The following is a 12,414-nucleotide window of genomic DNA, read 5'->3' on the forward strand; positions in this document are numbered from 1 at the left end:
TCGCGATCGGCGCCGCGGTCGGTGCCGGCGTGGTGGCCGGCGCCATCATCGGCGGGAGCATCGCCGACCTGCGCGGCCAGCGGCAGGAAGTGGTCGAAGACGGCCGCACGATCTACACCGAGCCGGACCGCGTCATCATCCGCGACCCCAGCGGCCAGGCCTATGTGCGCGGCGACGACGTCTATCGTTTCCGCTACGGCGCGCGTGACATCCGCACCGAAACGATCGGCGGCGAAACCCGCACCATCGTGGTCCGTCCTGACGGCAGCGAGATCATCACCGTGGTCGGTGCCGACGGTCAGATGCTGCGCCGAATCCGCAGGGATCCCGGCGGGCGCGAGCTCGTCATCATCGACAACAGCTATCGCGATCCGCGCGCGGTCGGCGGCTTCTATGTCGACGTGCCGCCGCCGGTGGTCAACATTCCCTATGATCGCTATATCGTCGACGCTCAGGAGGCGTCGCCCGACGTGATCTACGAGACCATGGAGGCACCGCCGGTGCAGCGGATCGAGCGGCGCTACTCGCTCGAAGAGATCCGCTACAGCCCCAATGTCCGCATGCAGATGCCGAGCATCGACCTCAACACGATCAACTTCGATTCGGGATCGTGGACCATCCCGCCGGACCAGGCGGCGAGGCTGCAGGTGATCGCCGACGGCCTCAACCGGGCCATCCAGCGCAATCCGCGCGAGGTGTTCCTGATCGAAGGCCATACCGATGCGACCGGCAACGACACCGACAATCTGTCGCTGTCCGACCGCCGCGCGCAATCTGCCGCCGAATTGCTGACGCAGCAGTTCGGCGTGCCGGCCGAGAACCTGACCTCGCAGGGTTACGGCTCGCAATATCTGAAGGAGCAGACCGACGGACCGAGCCGCATCAACCGGCGCGTCACCGTCCGCCGCATCACCCCGCTGCTCAACGGCGGAACCGCCTCCGCCGCGCCGCCGCGCTGAGCCGGCGCGACATCACACGACGAAATGGCCGGGAGCGATCCCGGCCATTTTTGTTTGGTGAAGTCTTGTAGCACGCGTCAGCAGGCCAAGCTTACCAGCCCCGTCATTGCGAGGAGCGTTAGCGACGAAGCAATCCATTTCTCCGCTTGCGGCGCGATGGATTGCTTCGCTTCGCTCGCAATGACGGCGCGGCTACTGCCTTTGATCACCGCGCCATCTGCTGCGGATCGTAGAAGAAGCGTTCCTCGACCAGCTCCTCGCCGCGCCAGGTCTGCCAGGCGACCTCCTCCATGCTGCGGACCTTGCCGTCCTTGCCGGTGAACTCGAACCGCCAGCAGATCGCCGAATGATCGCCGTCGAGCAGCAGCGGCCCGAGCCGCGTCGTCTTCACGCCGGAGACCGCGGCCAGCACCGCCGCCTCGCGCGCCGCCAGCGCCTCGCGGCCGACGCGCCATTCGCCGTCATTCTCCTGGGTACGGGCATCGGCCGTATAGAAGTTCCTGATCGCGCCGACATGGTCGTTGGCTTCGACCGTGTCAGCGAAGGCTTGCAGCGTCTTGAGCGAGGGCATCGGGCAATCTCCATTTACCGACTGATGGTCGGTATTTATCGACTGATAGTCGGTAAGTCAACTGGCGTCGCCGTGGAACCTGGGTTAGAGATGCGTGATCCGGAAAAGTGTGAAGCGGTTTTCCGAAAGATCACGCTCAAAAAATAACGAACCATGGCAACCCAGGCCGAACGGCGCGAGAAAACCAGAGCTTCGATCGTCAAGGCGGCGCGGCGCATCTTTGGCGAGCGCGGCTTTGCGGCCGCGACGATGGACGACATCGCAAGCGGCGCGCGGGTCGCAAAGGGCGCGGTCTATCATCACTTCGCGACCAAGGAGGCGGTGTTCGAGGCGGTGTTCGAGCAGGTGTCGATCGACCTCGTTGCCGATCTCGACCGCATCTCGCGCGCCGAGAACGATCCGCTCGCCGCGATGGCAGCGGGCACCCAGGGCTATTTCGCGGCGTGCTCGAAAGGCCCGACCGGCCAAATCATCTTGCGCGATGGTCCGGCCGTGCTCGGCTGGGAGCGCTGGCGCGAGATCGACGCCAAGCATTTCGGCGGCAAATTTCCGCGCGCGCTGGCGGCCGCGATGGAGGCCGGCGTGATCGCGAATCAGCCGATCGAGCCGCTGGCGCGGCTGTTGCTGGGTGCGGTGACGGAGGCTGCCGTCGCAGTGTCGGCTGGGCCTGACATCGGCAAGACCGGCACGGATTACGCGCGGGCGTTTCGCTCGCTGCTCGATGCGCTCAGGGTGAAGTAAACTTGCACTGGCAAGCTAAGCTCGCTTAGGCCCCGTCACCCTGTGAGGAGCGCGCCTGCGCGCGTCTCGAAGGGTCGACGGCCACCAGCCGGGCCGCGCATCCTTCGAGGCTCGCCCAGCGGCGCAAGTGCGCCGCAAGCGCTCGCACCTCAGGATGACGGAGATGGACCGATTGGCTTGCCCGGGACGACACTGAGTTTGTGTCGACCCGCTTGCCGCCTCAGTCCTTGTCGTTCTCGAGCTGGAAGATCTGCGAGCCTTCGCCGCTCGAGATGAGGCCGGTCTTGTTGTAGAGGCCGAGCTTGGCGCGGGTATCGGCGATATCGAGGTTGCGCATCGTCAGCTGGCCGATGCGGTCGGCCGGCGTGAAGGCGGCGTCCTCGACCTTCTCCATGCTGAGCCGCTCCGGCGCATAGGTCAGGTTCGGGCTCTCGGTGTTTGATATCGAGTAGTCGTTGCCGCGGCGCAGCTCGAGCGTGACCTCGCCGGTGACGGCGCGCGCCACCCAGCGCTGTGCGGTCTCGCGCAGCATCAGGGCCTGCGAATCGAACCAGCGACCCTGATAGAGCAGCCGGCCGAGCCGCATGCCGCTGATGCGGTACTGCTCGATCGTATCCTCGTTATGGATGCCGGTGACGAGGCGCTCATAGGCGATGTGCAGCAGCGCCATGCCGGGCGCTTCATAGATGCCGCGGCTCTTGGCCTCGATGATGCGGTTCTCGATCTGGTCGCTCATGCCGAGGCCATGGCGGCCGCCGATCGCATTGGCTTCCAGGAACAGCGCGACCGGATCGGCAAATGTCTTGCCGTTCAGCGCGACCGGCTGGCCCTCCTCGAAGCGCACCACGACCTTCTCGGCCTTGACGTCGCAATCGGCGCGCCAGAACGGCACGCCCATGATCGGATTGACGATGGTGATGCCGCTCGCAAGGCTCTCGAGATCCTTCGCCTCATGCGTCGCACCGAGCAGGTTGCTGTCGGTCGAATAGGCCTTCTCCGCGCTCATCTTGTAGGCGAAGCCCTGCGCGGTCATGAACGCCGACATCTCGGCACGGCCGCCGAGCTCGTCGATGAACTGCTGGTCGAGCCAAGGCTTGTAAATGCGCAGGCTCGGGTTGGTCAGCAGGCCGTAGCGATAGAAGCGCTCGATGTCGTTGCCCTTGAAGGTCGAACCGTCGCCCCAGATGTTGACGCCGTCCTCCTGCATGGCCGCGACCAGCATCGTGCCGGTCACCGCGCGGCCGAGCGGCGTGGTGTTGAAATAGGTGATGCCGCCGGTCGAGATGTGGAACGCGCCGGACTGGATCGCGGCGATGCCCTCATGGACCAGCTGGGTGCGGCAATCGACCAGGCGGGCCTTCTCGGCGCCGAAATCCATCGCCTTGCGCGGGATCGCGTCGTAATCGGCCTCGTCGGGCTGGCCGAGATTGGCGGTGTAGGCAAAGACCTTGGCGCCCTTCAGCTTCATCCAGAGCAGCGCCGCTGAGGTGTCGAGCCCGCCCGAGAACGCGATGCCGACTTTCTCGCCGGTGGGCAGGCTTTTCAGAATCGTGCTCATGGGACGGTCCAATCGGTCGAAATGGATGAGGTTCTGGGGTCGCGAATATCAAATTTCGGAAGGCGGGGCACGCCTTTAATCGGGCTTCGGGCTGGCCGGCTGCGCCTCACCGCCCCGGCGCCAGCGCTGCATCCACCGGTAGCCGGGCATCGCAAGGCGCGTCAGCGCGGCATCGACCTGGGCGTCGGTCAGCCGGGTCGCGGCCCAGCGGTAGATCAGCGCGTAAAACAGCCAGACGGTGAAGAACGACACCAGGCCTGCGATCGCGACATCAGTGAAGAAATGGCCGCCAAAGGCCATTCGAAGCCCGCTGGTGACGATGCCGAACACGGTGGCCCCCGCAAACGCCAGCGGCCGCCAGGCGGGCGGCGTCAGCGCCGCCGGCGCAAAGGTCCAGAATGCGGTGGCGCCCTCTCCGGAGAAGAACGAGCAGTTGCGCGGGCAGCCGCCGCGCGGGTCCCACCACGGCTTGAATTGCAGATCGCCGCCGAACTGCGTCACGAACACCGGCCGCGGCCGGCCCCAATAATTCTTGAAGGTGAAGTTGGTGAGCACGCCGGCCGACAGCAGCATCGTGGTGAGCAGGAACACCGCGGCGCGGCCGGACATCAGCATTGGCCGATCCGGCCGGATGAACTTCCAGACGATGGTCACGATCGCCGGCAGCACCAGCGCCCAAGCGATCCACATCGCCGCATCGCGCGCGAACTGCGCCACCGCGTCCAGCTTCAGCGGGAAGGTTTTCTCTGCGGCATCGTAGAACTGCGCCGCCAGCTTCAGGTCGAGCTCCGGATAGAGCCCGAACAGGATGCCGACGATGAGCGCCAGCGCCAGCGCGATGAAAAGTCCGGTCCGGTTCATGGCGCGCGGTTTAGCCGAGGCGGCGGGGCATGGGAAGTGACAGGTCTTCTTTACCCTCCCCTGGAGGGGGAGGGTCGCTCACGTTGAGCGGAGCGAAACGTGAGCGGGGTGGGGTGAGGGTCTCTCCACGTTTGCACTGCCCGAGTGGAGAGATCACCCCACCTCGGTTCGCATTCCGCTGCGCTTCATGCAAACCGATCCTCCCGCTCCAGGGGAGGATGGGAGTCGTGGTCACGGCCGCGGCGATTGCGACGGTAATGGCGGAGGCGGCGGCAAGGGGCGCGGCGGCTCGCGCCAGGCGCCGGCGGTGCGGCCGGCGATCAGCCAGTAGACCAGGCCCGCGACGATGCCGGCGCCGGTCATGATCTCCATGTGCCGGCGCACGATGCCGTGGAACTGCATCGTGTCGGGATCGAACGGGATCAGGCCGAGATAGCAGGCCGCGCCGACGATGGCGCCGCCGACGGCATAGGCCAGCACGCTCCGGATGAAGAACGCCTCGGTGATCAGCACCACGATCAGCGCGGGCAGTAGCGCAAAGCCTGAGATGAAGATGAAACCGAAGCCGAGCACGATATCGATCGCGCTCTGGTCGATCTGCCCGCCGAAATCGCTGATCTCGGGATACAGCACGGCGAAGACCACGATGATCCCTGCCACGAAGCAGGCCATCAGGAAGCCGAACGCGACGACGAACAGGCGGCCGATCAAGGCCATGCTACGGGCTCCCCGTCATTGCGAGCGGAGCGAAGCAATCCATTTCTCGGCTCGCGGAGATATGGATTGCTTCGTCGCTCCGCTCCTCGCAATGACGGATTGCATGGAGAGTGGCACTTCTCAATCCGTCATCGCCATCGCGCGCAGCGCCTGGCGCTCGCGGGCGGAGAGCTTTTCGGTCTCCGACTTGAGCTGGCCGCAGGCGGCGAGGATGTCGCGGCCGCGCGGCGTGCGCACCGGCGAAGAATAGCCGGCGTTGAAGATGTATTCGGAGAACTTTTCGATCTGCTCCCAGTCCGAGCATTCATAGGCGGTGCCTGGCCACGGATTGAACGGGATCAGATTGATCTTGGCCGGAATGCCCTTGAGCAGCTTCACCAAAAGCTTGGCGTCATCGAGCGAATCGTTGACGCCCTTGAGCATCACATATTCGAAGGTGATGCGCCGCGCGTTCGACGCGCCGGGATAATCACGGCAGGCCTGCAGCAATTCCTTGATCGGATATTTGCGGTTCAGCGGCACCAGCTCGTTGCGCAATTCGTCGCGCACCGCATGCAGCGAGATCGCGAGCATCACGCCGATCTCGTCGCCGGTGCGCTGGATGTTCGGCACCACGCCCGAGGTCGACAACGTGATGCGACGGCGGGAGATGCCGATGCCCTCGTTGTCCGCGACGATGAGCAGCGCATCGCGCACCGCGTCGAAATTGTAGAGCGGCTCGCCCATCCCCATCATCACGATGTTGGTGACGCGCCGCGTGCCGTCCTCGCGGTCGGCCCAGTCGTTGAGCCGGTCGCGCGCCACCATCACCTGCCCGACGATCTCCCCGGCGGTGAGGTTGCGCACCAGCCGCTGCGTGCCGGTGTGGCAGAACGAACAGTTCAGCGTGCAGCCGACCTGCGAGGAAACACACAGCGTGCCGCGGTCGGTCTCGGGGATGTAGACGCACTCGACCTCGTGCGCCCTCTCGACCTTGTCGCCGCTCGGCAGCCGCAGCAGCCATTTGCGCGTACCGTCATTGGAGATCTGCTCGGCGACCACCTCGGGACGGTCGACGGTAAAATGCTTCTCGAGCTCGGCGCGCATGTCCTTCGAGACGTTGGTCATCTCGGCAAAGCTCTTGGCGCCGCGGAAATACATCCAGTTCCAGAGCTGCTGGGTGCGCATCCTGCGCTGGCCGGCCTGCACGCCGATCTCGCCCAGGCGATCTGATATCTCGGCGCGCGACAGCCCGATCAGCGACGGCTTGGCCGGCGGCACATAAGTCTCGAGCGGAACCTTCTCGACCAGCGCGCTGGCGCCGGACACGGCATTGGGGGTCACGGTGTCGGTCATGAAACCTCAAATAGGCCTTCCAGCCGGTGCTGGAAAGCCACCAAATACCTCGATTTACGTCAGTCAGCCGGTCTTTGCGCTCTAGCGCCGGCAGTCCTGCCCCAGCCGGTCGAGCGCCTGCGCCAGGCCCTTCAGCGAGAAGCTGTCGATCGTCTCGGTACCTTTCGCCGAGACGGCTTTTACCGTCAGATCGGCCGATTTGCGCATGGCTTCCACCATCCGCTCCTCCTCGGCCGCGTTCTTGATCCAGAGGCCGTCGCCCTGCGTGTACATCGCATAGGTACCGCCGCCGACCTGCAGCGTCGATTCCGAGCCCGGCTTCACGGTGTAGCCGATCATGATCGAGACTTCGTTGACGACCTTCTCGGCCGGACGGGTCGAGATGAAGGCATAGGCCGGATCGCGCGGCCGGTTCGGCGGGTTGGTCTTCGACGACGCCGGCTTGGCGAGCGCAAAGCACACCTTCTTGCCGTTGGGCGAGGCGGTGTAGGCGCCCCAGGTACCGAATTGGCCGATCAGCGTCGGTTCCGCGCCGCCGGCCGCAGCCGCAGCAGCCGACGGCGCCGGCTTGGCCGCTTCCTTGGCCGCGTCTTTCTTGGGCGCAGCCTGCGTCGGTGCGAGGGTGATGGTCCCGCACAGGACACAAACCGCCAGTGATGTCAGAATCTGCCGCACGGCCAACTGGTTCCCCCATCATTGTGACTGCAAGATGGCCCGGCGATTCCCCCTCTGCCCGGCTCGGATGGATAACCGGGAAACGCTTTTTTGGGAAGGCAGTTAGGCCCGGACGCGCGTCAGCCAAAAGCCGCACGCGCGTTGTCACACTCAGTGCTTGATGTCGCCGATCATCCTTGATCATCCCCTGATTATCCTTTGGCACGCGCCGCGCGCTGGCTTTCCCATTGCGCATCGGTCCATTGCAGCAGGTCCTCGGCACCGGAACTGCGCAAATGCGAGCCGCCGTCCTGCACCACCATCTCGCCGTTGATGTAGCCGGCCTGATCCGAGATCAGGAAGGTCGCGAGATTGGCGAGCTCCGAATGCTCGCCGGCGCGGCCGAGCGGATTGCGATGCGACCAGGCCTCGCCGCGCCCTTCGGGACGCAACTGTCCGGTGGCACCTGGCGTCGGGAACGCGCCGGGCGCGATCGCCACGGTGCGGATGCCCTTCGGGCCCCATTCGACGGCAAGGCTCCTGGTCATCGCCAGTACCGCGGTCTTGGCCATCGACGACGGCACCGTGAAGGCGCGGCCGGTGATGGTCGAGGTCGAGAGGATCGAGAGCACCACGCCCTTGTGCTTGCCTTCGATCCAACGGCGGCCGGCGGCGAGCGTGCAATACATCGCGCCATGCAGCGTCGGCGCGAGGATCGCGTCCGCGGCACGGAATGACAAATGTTCGCTCTGCGCAATAAAGGTTGCGGCAGCATTGTTGACGAGTACGTCGACCGGCGCGTCCTGCCACACCTGATCCATCATCGCTTCGACCGCGGCGCCATCGCGGATATCGCAGCGCGCGGTCGAGACCTTGGCGCCGAGCTCGCTGCGGAATTTTGCGGCGGTTTCCTCCAGCAGCCCCTCACGCCGCCCGCAGATGATCAATTCGGCGCCGAGTTCGGCGAAGCGTCGGCCCATCGCCGCGCCAAGGCCGGAGCCGCCGCCGGTGATCAGGATACGCTTTTTCGCTAGCAGGCCTTTTTCAAACATAGTTTGATCCCTCCGCTTTGTATTGTCGCTCCGCCGCAAATCCGGCATGAAGCTTGTAGTCCAAGATCTTGCAGCTCTTTCTGCGTCCGAAACTCAGGTGTGTCCATGAAAGCCATCCTCTGCTCGCAATACTGTCAACCCGACGATCTCGTGCTGGCAGACGTGCCCGATCCAGTGGCCGGACCTGGCGAGGCCGTGATCGGGATCAAGGCGGCGGCGCTGAATTTCTTCGACATCCTGATGATCCAGGGCAAGTACCAGATCAAGCCGCCGTTCCCGTTCTCGCCGGCCGCGGAAGTCGCCGGTGTGATCGAGAGCGTCGGCGCTGGTGTCACCGATCTCAGGGTTGGTGATCGCGTCGTGGCTTCATGCGGTCACAACGGCGCGCGCGACAAGATCGCGCTGCCGGCGAATACGATCGTGAAGATTCCCGACAATCTCGATTACGATCGCGCCGCAGGGATCATCATCATCTACGGCACCGCGCTGCATGCGCTGGAAGATCGCGCGAGCCCGAAGCCGGGCGAAACGCTCGCGGTGTTGGGTGCCGCCGGCGGCACCGGCCTTGCCGCGTGCGAGCTCGGCAAGCTGATGGGCCTGAAGGTGATCGCCTGCGCATCGTCGGACGAGAAGCTCGCCTTCGCCAAGCAGCACGGCGCCGAGCTGACGTTGAACTACGCCAAGGAAGATCTCAAAGAGGGCCTGCGCAAGCTGACCGACGGCAAGGGCGCCGACATCGTGTTCGATCCGGTCGGCGGCGCCTATGCCGAGGCCGCGTTGCGCTCGACCGCGTGGGAAGGCCGCTTCCTGGTGATCGGCTTTGCCGCCGGCGACATTCCGAAGATCCCGCTCAACCTCGCGCTGCTGAAGGGCTGCGATATCCGCGGCGTATTCTGGGGCGCGTGGGCGCGGCAGAATCCTGAGAAGAACCGCAAGAACCTCGAGAAGCTCGTGCAGTGGACCGCGGAAGGCAAGATCTCCTCGCATGTCGACCGCACCTTCCCGCTGTCGCAGACCGCTGAAGCGCTGAAGGTGCTTGCCGGCCGCAAGGCGATGGGCAAGGTGATCCTGCATCCGGGAAGCTGAGCTGCCTAACCTCCCCTTGAAAAGGGGAGGTCGCTTTGCTCGCCAGAGCAAAGCGGGTGGGGATCTGCTCTCTCCGCTTGGCGTCGCCCGTGGCTTGACCCCCATCCCGACCTTCCCCCTTTCAGGGGGAAGGAGATAGAGAGACCTTCAGCTAGGCTACGCTATGCTGCATCCTCCGGCACACCGCGCTTCAGCGCCGCGCGCGCGGCTTCGCGGTGGTCCGGCGTGATGTGGCTGGCCACCATGCGGATCGCGGTGGCGAGCACCGCGGCATCGTCAGTGAAGCCGAGCACCGGCAGCATGTCCGGGATGAAATCGAACGGCAGGATGAAGTAAGCGATAGCGCCGAGCAGCGCGGCCTGGACATGGCGCGGGGTCTGCCGGTCGAAGGCGCAATAATAGGCGGCCAGCAGGTCCTCGGCGAAGGGCAGGCGCGCCACCACTTTCTTGAACTTGATCCAGAAACGGCGGCGCACGCTTTCGGGGTCCTGCGCCAGCCGGTCGGCAGGCCCAAATCCCACACCATAGTCGGTCGTTGCCATCACCAGGGTTCCTCGACGCCGCGACAGTTCGGCGGCGGACGAAGCGAATCTGGGGATGTTACGTGGCTACCGCAAGGATGGGCTTTGTCCCTCGCCCACCGTCATTGCGAGGAGCGATAGCGACGAAGCAATCCATGTCCCCGCTTGCTGAGCGATGGATTGCTTCGCTTCGCTCGCAATGACGTGGATGAAGCAGTGCGCGGCCAGTTCCTTCACCCCCGGGCAGCCGGGTCAATTGACCCCAAGCTGCCTTGCGATCGCGTTCATGGCCTTGGCGAGGTCGATATCGCGCTTGGTCACCCCGCCGACGTCGTGGGTCGCCAGCACGACCTCGACCGTCTTGTAGACGTTCTTCCATTCCGGGTGATGATCACACTTCTCGGCGACCAAAGCGGCGCGCGCCATGAAGCCGAACGCCTCGTTGAAGTCCTTGAACACGAAGGTCTTTGCGATCGCCTCGCGACCGGCCAGCTCGGTCCAGCCGGCCAGTTCCCACAACGCGGCCTTCCGTGCTTCCGCTGACAGCTTTTCGACCATGGTAACCCTCCCGTTTGCCGCCGACCTTAGCCTAACAATCGGCCTCCGGGTGGGATCCATGCCGAAATTAAGGCCGAAGTCGCGTCCTATCGCCGCTGGTAACCATGACGCAGATGTAACATCTGTCCGTTCAGTAATTTGCTACAAACAAAGGATGTATCCCCGTTGGTAGTTTGCGAAATTGAGCCCAGACGGTTGTTTGCGAGATCGATGATCCAAGGCCGATGACAGACGGCTCCGCCAGCATATCGCCCAAGCCGTTGCGCTCCGCCAAGCGCCGGCTGATGTTCGTTTTGATCGCAGGCGCGCTCGCCATCGTCGGCGCGCTGATCGCCGGCTACTATTTCGCGGTGCGTCCGGTGACGCTCAAGATCGCGGTCGGCCCTGCGAACAGCGATGACCTCAAGGTCGTGCAGGCGCTGGCGCAGGCCTTCAACAACCAGCAGCACACCCAGGTCAAACTGAGACCAGTGCAGACCGACGGCGCCACCGCCAGCGCGCAGACGCTGGCCGACGGCAAGGCTGACCTCGCCATCATCCGCGGCGACCTCGAGGTGCCGAAGAATGCGCAGGCGGTCGCGACCTTGCGCAAGAACGTGGTGGTGATGTGGGTTCCGCCCGCAAAGGGCAAGGTTCGCAAATCCGCCAAGATCACCAAGATCGCGCAGCTCAGTGGCCGCAAGATCGGCGTCGTCGGCCGCACCCCGGCCAATGTCAACCTGCTGAAGCTGATCCTGACGCAATACGGCGTCGACCCGATGAAGGTCGAGATCGTGCAATTCCCGGCCAATGAGGCGCCGGAGGCGATCAAGAACCTCAAGGCCGACGCCTATCTCGCCGTCGGTCCGGCCAACAGCAAGCTCACGATCGACGCGATCACGGCATCGACCAAGGACGGCGGTGAACCGACCTTCCTCGCGATCGACGCGTCCGAGGCGATCGCGCAAAACCATCCGGCCTATGAGGCGGCGGAAATCCCCGCCGGCTCGCTCGGCTCGGCCGACCGCCCCGATGACGAGGTGAAGACGATCAGCTTCTCCCATCACATTGTCGCACGAAAAGGCCTGTCGGACGCGACCGTCGCAGCCTTCACCCGGCAGTTGTTCGCGATCCGGCAGTCGCTCAAGAACGACTTCCCGCTCGCCGCCAAGATCGAGACGCCCGACACCGACAAGGACGCCACCATCCCGGTGCATCCCGGCGCCGCCGCCTTCGTCGACGGCGAAGAGAAGACCTTCCTCGATCGCTACAGCGATTACATCTGGTGGAGCCTGATGGCGTTCTCGGCGATGGGCTCGGCCGGTGCGTGGTTCGCCGGCTATCTCAAGCAGGACGAGCGCAACACCAACACCTCGCAGCGCGAACGCCTGCTCGAGATGCTGAAGACCGCGCGGCAGAGCGATTCCACCGAGGAGCTCGACCAGCTGCAGGCGGAGGCCGACGACATCCTGCGCCACACGCTGGACTGCTTTGAGCATGGCGCGATCGAGGAAGGCACGCTGACCGCGTTCAACATCGCGCTCGAGCAGTTCCACAACGCGGTCGCCGACCGCAAGGCGCTGCTGCTGAGCATGCCGCAGAATCTGCAGCGGGCTGCGACGCAGTTCAGGGCGGCGGGCACGGCGTAACTTTGTTACTCGCGTCCGGTTCTTGAGCGTCGTTCCTGGAATGACGGCGCCGACGACCGGTGGCGCAAACAGACGAAAAAGCGTGACTGGTGCTGGTTGCAGGGTCTAGTAGACGGCATGTTGCTTAACACTTTCACTGGTGTAGCGTTGGGCGTCGCAATGTGCGTGGCGCT

The 12,414-nt window shown here is 64.7% G+C and carries 13 protein-coding genes; 4 read left to right on the forward strand and 9 right to left on the reverse strand.

Translation table 11 applies throughout. The features are described 5' to 3' along the window. The first annotated feature begins 5 nt into the window (after positions 1-5). The gene (locus AC628_RS20785) at positions 6-959 is read left to right on the forward strand and encodes an OmpA family protein (RefSeq protein WP_245321250.1); all 954 of its coding nucleotides are present in this window, start codon (positions 6-8) and stop codon (positions 957-959) included. A 205-nt stretch (positions 960-1,164) separates the two neighbouring features. On the opposite strand, the gene AC628_RS20790 is transcribed toward AC628_RS20785, so the two are convergent. Further along, a complete protein-coding gene (locus AC628_RS20790; protein ID WP_050631313.1) occupies positions 1,165-1,530 on the reverse strand; it encodes a polyketide cyclase in 366 nt (121 codons plus the stop codon). Positions 1,531-1,683: 153 nt separating this feature from the next. On the opposite strand from AC628_RS20790, the gene AC628_RS20795 reads away from it, so the two are divergent. Beyond that, positions 1,684-2,271 carry a TetR/AcrR family transcriptional regulator gene (locus tag AC628_RS20795; protein WP_074128640.1) on the forward strand — a complete coding sequence of 196 codons (588 nt, stop codon included), beginning with the start codon at positions 1,684-1,686 and terminating at the stop codon, positions 2,269-2,271. A 220-nt stretch (positions 2,272-2,491) separates the two neighbouring features. Here the strand turns inward: AC628_RS20795 and argG are convergent, their stop codons facing one another. The 6 genes from argG to AC628_RS20825 form a co-directional block, all read right to left on the reverse strand. After that, complete coding sequence (gene argG, locus AC628_RS20800; protein WP_057021289.1) at positions 2,492-3,829, reverse strand: argininosuccinate synthase; 1,338 nt, start codon at positions 3,827-3,829, stop codon at positions 2,492-2,494. A gap of 75 nt (positions 3,830-3,904) precedes the next feature. Continuing rightward, positions 3,905-4,690 carry a phosphatase PAP2 family protein gene (locus AC628_RS20805; RefSeq protein ID WP_074128641.1) on the reverse strand — a complete coding sequence of 262 codons (786 nt, stop codon included), beginning with the start codon at positions 4,688-4,690 and terminating at the stop codon, positions 3,905-3,907. A 231-nt stretch (positions 4,691-4,921) separates the two neighbouring features. Next, the gene (locus AC628_RS20810; RefSeq protein WP_074128642.1) at positions 4,922-5,407 is read right to left on the reverse strand and encodes a hypothetical protein; all 486 of its coding nucleotides are present in this window, start codon (positions 5,405-5,407) and stop codon (positions 4,922-4,924) included. 120 nt (positions 5,408-5,527) lie between these two features. Beyond that, on the reverse strand, positions 5,528-6,742 hold the full coding sequence (gene rlmN / locus AC628_RS20815; RefSeq protein ID WP_074128643.1) for a dual-specificity RNA methyltransferase RlmN: 1,215 nt from the start codon (positions 6,740-6,742) through the stop codon (positions 5,528-5,530). An 81-nt stretch (positions 6,743-6,823) separates the two neighbouring features. Further along, complete coding sequence (locus AC628_RS20820; protein ID WP_074128670.1) at positions 6,824-7,417, reverse strand: invasion associated locus B family protein; 594 nt, start codon at positions 7,415-7,417, stop codon at positions 6,824-6,826. 191 nt (positions 7,418-7,608) lie between these two features. After that, positions 7,609-8,448, reverse strand: coding sequence for an SDR family oxidoreductase (locus AC628_RS20825; protein ID WP_074128644.1), 840 nt, complete (start codon positions 8,446-8,448; stop codon positions 7,609-7,611). A gap of 105 nt (positions 8,449-8,553) precedes the next feature. On the opposite strand from AC628_RS20825, the gene AC628_RS20830 reads away from it, so the two are divergent. After that, positions 8,554-9,534 carry an NADPH:quinone oxidoreductase family protein gene (locus tag AC628_RS20830; protein WP_074128645.1) on the forward strand — a complete coding sequence of 327 codons (981 nt, stop codon included), beginning with the start codon at positions 8,554-8,556 and terminating at the stop codon, positions 9,532-9,534. A 161-nt stretch (positions 9,535-9,695) separates the two neighbouring features. Here the strand turns inward: AC628_RS20830 and AC628_RS20835 are convergent, their stop codons facing one another. Further along, entirely contained in the window at positions 9,696-10,076 is a 381-nt protein-coding gene (locus AC628_RS20835) for a YkvA family protein (RefSeq protein WP_074128646.1), read from the reverse strand. Between the two features lie 231 nt (positions 10,077-10,307). After that, positions 10,308-10,613: a 4a-hydroxytetrahydrobiopterin dehydratase gene (locus tag AC628_RS20840; RefSeq protein WP_074128647.1), complete on the reverse strand. Its 306-nt coding sequence runs from the start codon at positions 10,611-10,613 to the stop codon at positions 10,308-10,310. A 224-nt stretch (positions 10,614-10,837) separates the two neighbouring features. Between AC628_RS20840 and AC628_RS20845 the strand changes: the two genes are divergently transcribed. After that, the gene (locus AC628_RS20845; protein ID WP_245321247.1) at positions 10,838-12,241 is read left to right on the forward strand and encodes a TAXI family TRAP transporter solute-binding subunit; all 1,404 of its coding nucleotides are present in this window, start codon (positions 10,838-10,840) and stop codon (positions 12,239-12,241) included. Positions 12,242-12,414 lie beyond the last annotated feature (173 nt).

Source organism: Bradyrhizobium sp. NAS96.2, from assembly GCF_001908235.1.
In the GTDB taxonomy this organism is placed as follows: domain Bacteria; phylum Pseudomonadota; class Alphaproteobacteria; order Rhizobiales; family Xanthobacteraceae; genus Bradyrhizobium.

Coding starts and splice junctions, on each gene's coding strand:
- AC628_RS20845 (WP_245321247.1), top strand. CDS start 10,838: ATGACAGACGGCTCCGCCAGCATATCGCCCAAGCCGTTGCGCTCCGCC.
- AC628_RS20805 (WP_074128641.1), bottom strand. CDS start 4,690: ATGAACCGGACCGGACTTTTCATCGCGCTGGCGCTGGCGCTCATCGTC.
- AC628_RS20795 (WP_074128640.1), top strand. CDS start 1,684: ATGGCAACCCAGGCCGAACGGCGCGAGAAAACCAGAGCTTCGATCGTC.
- AC628_RS20790 (WP_050631313.1), bottom strand. CDS start 1,530: ATGCCCTCGCTCAAGACGCTGCAAGCCTTCGCTGACACGGTCGAAGCC.
- AC628_RS20825 (WP_074128644.1), bottom strand. CDS start 8,448: ATGTTTGAAAAAGGCCTGCTAGCGAAAAAGCGTATCCTGATCACCGGC.
- argG (WP_057021289.1), bottom strand. CDS start 3,829: ATGAGCACGATTCTGAAAAGCCTGCCCACCGGCGAGAAAGTCGGCATC.
- AC628_RS20810 (WP_074128642.1), bottom strand. CDS start 5,407: ATGGCCTTGATCGGCCGCCTGTTCGTCGTCGCGTTCGGCTTCCTGATG.
- AC628_RS20830 (WP_074128645.1), top strand. CDS start 8,554: ATGAAAGCCATCCTCTGCTCGCAATACTGTCAACCCGACGATCTCGTG.
- AC628_RS20835 (WP_074128646.1), bottom strand. CDS start 10,076: ATGGCAACGACCGACTATGGTGTGGGATTTGGGCCTGCCGACCGGCTG.
- AC628_RS20840 (WP_074128647.1), bottom strand. CDS start 10,613: ATGGTCGAAAAGCTGTCAGCGGAAGCACGGAAGGCCGCGTTGTGGGAA.
- rlmN (WP_074128643.1), bottom strand. CDS start 6,742: ATGACCGACACCGTGACCCCCAATGCCGTGTCCGGCGCCAGCGCGCTG.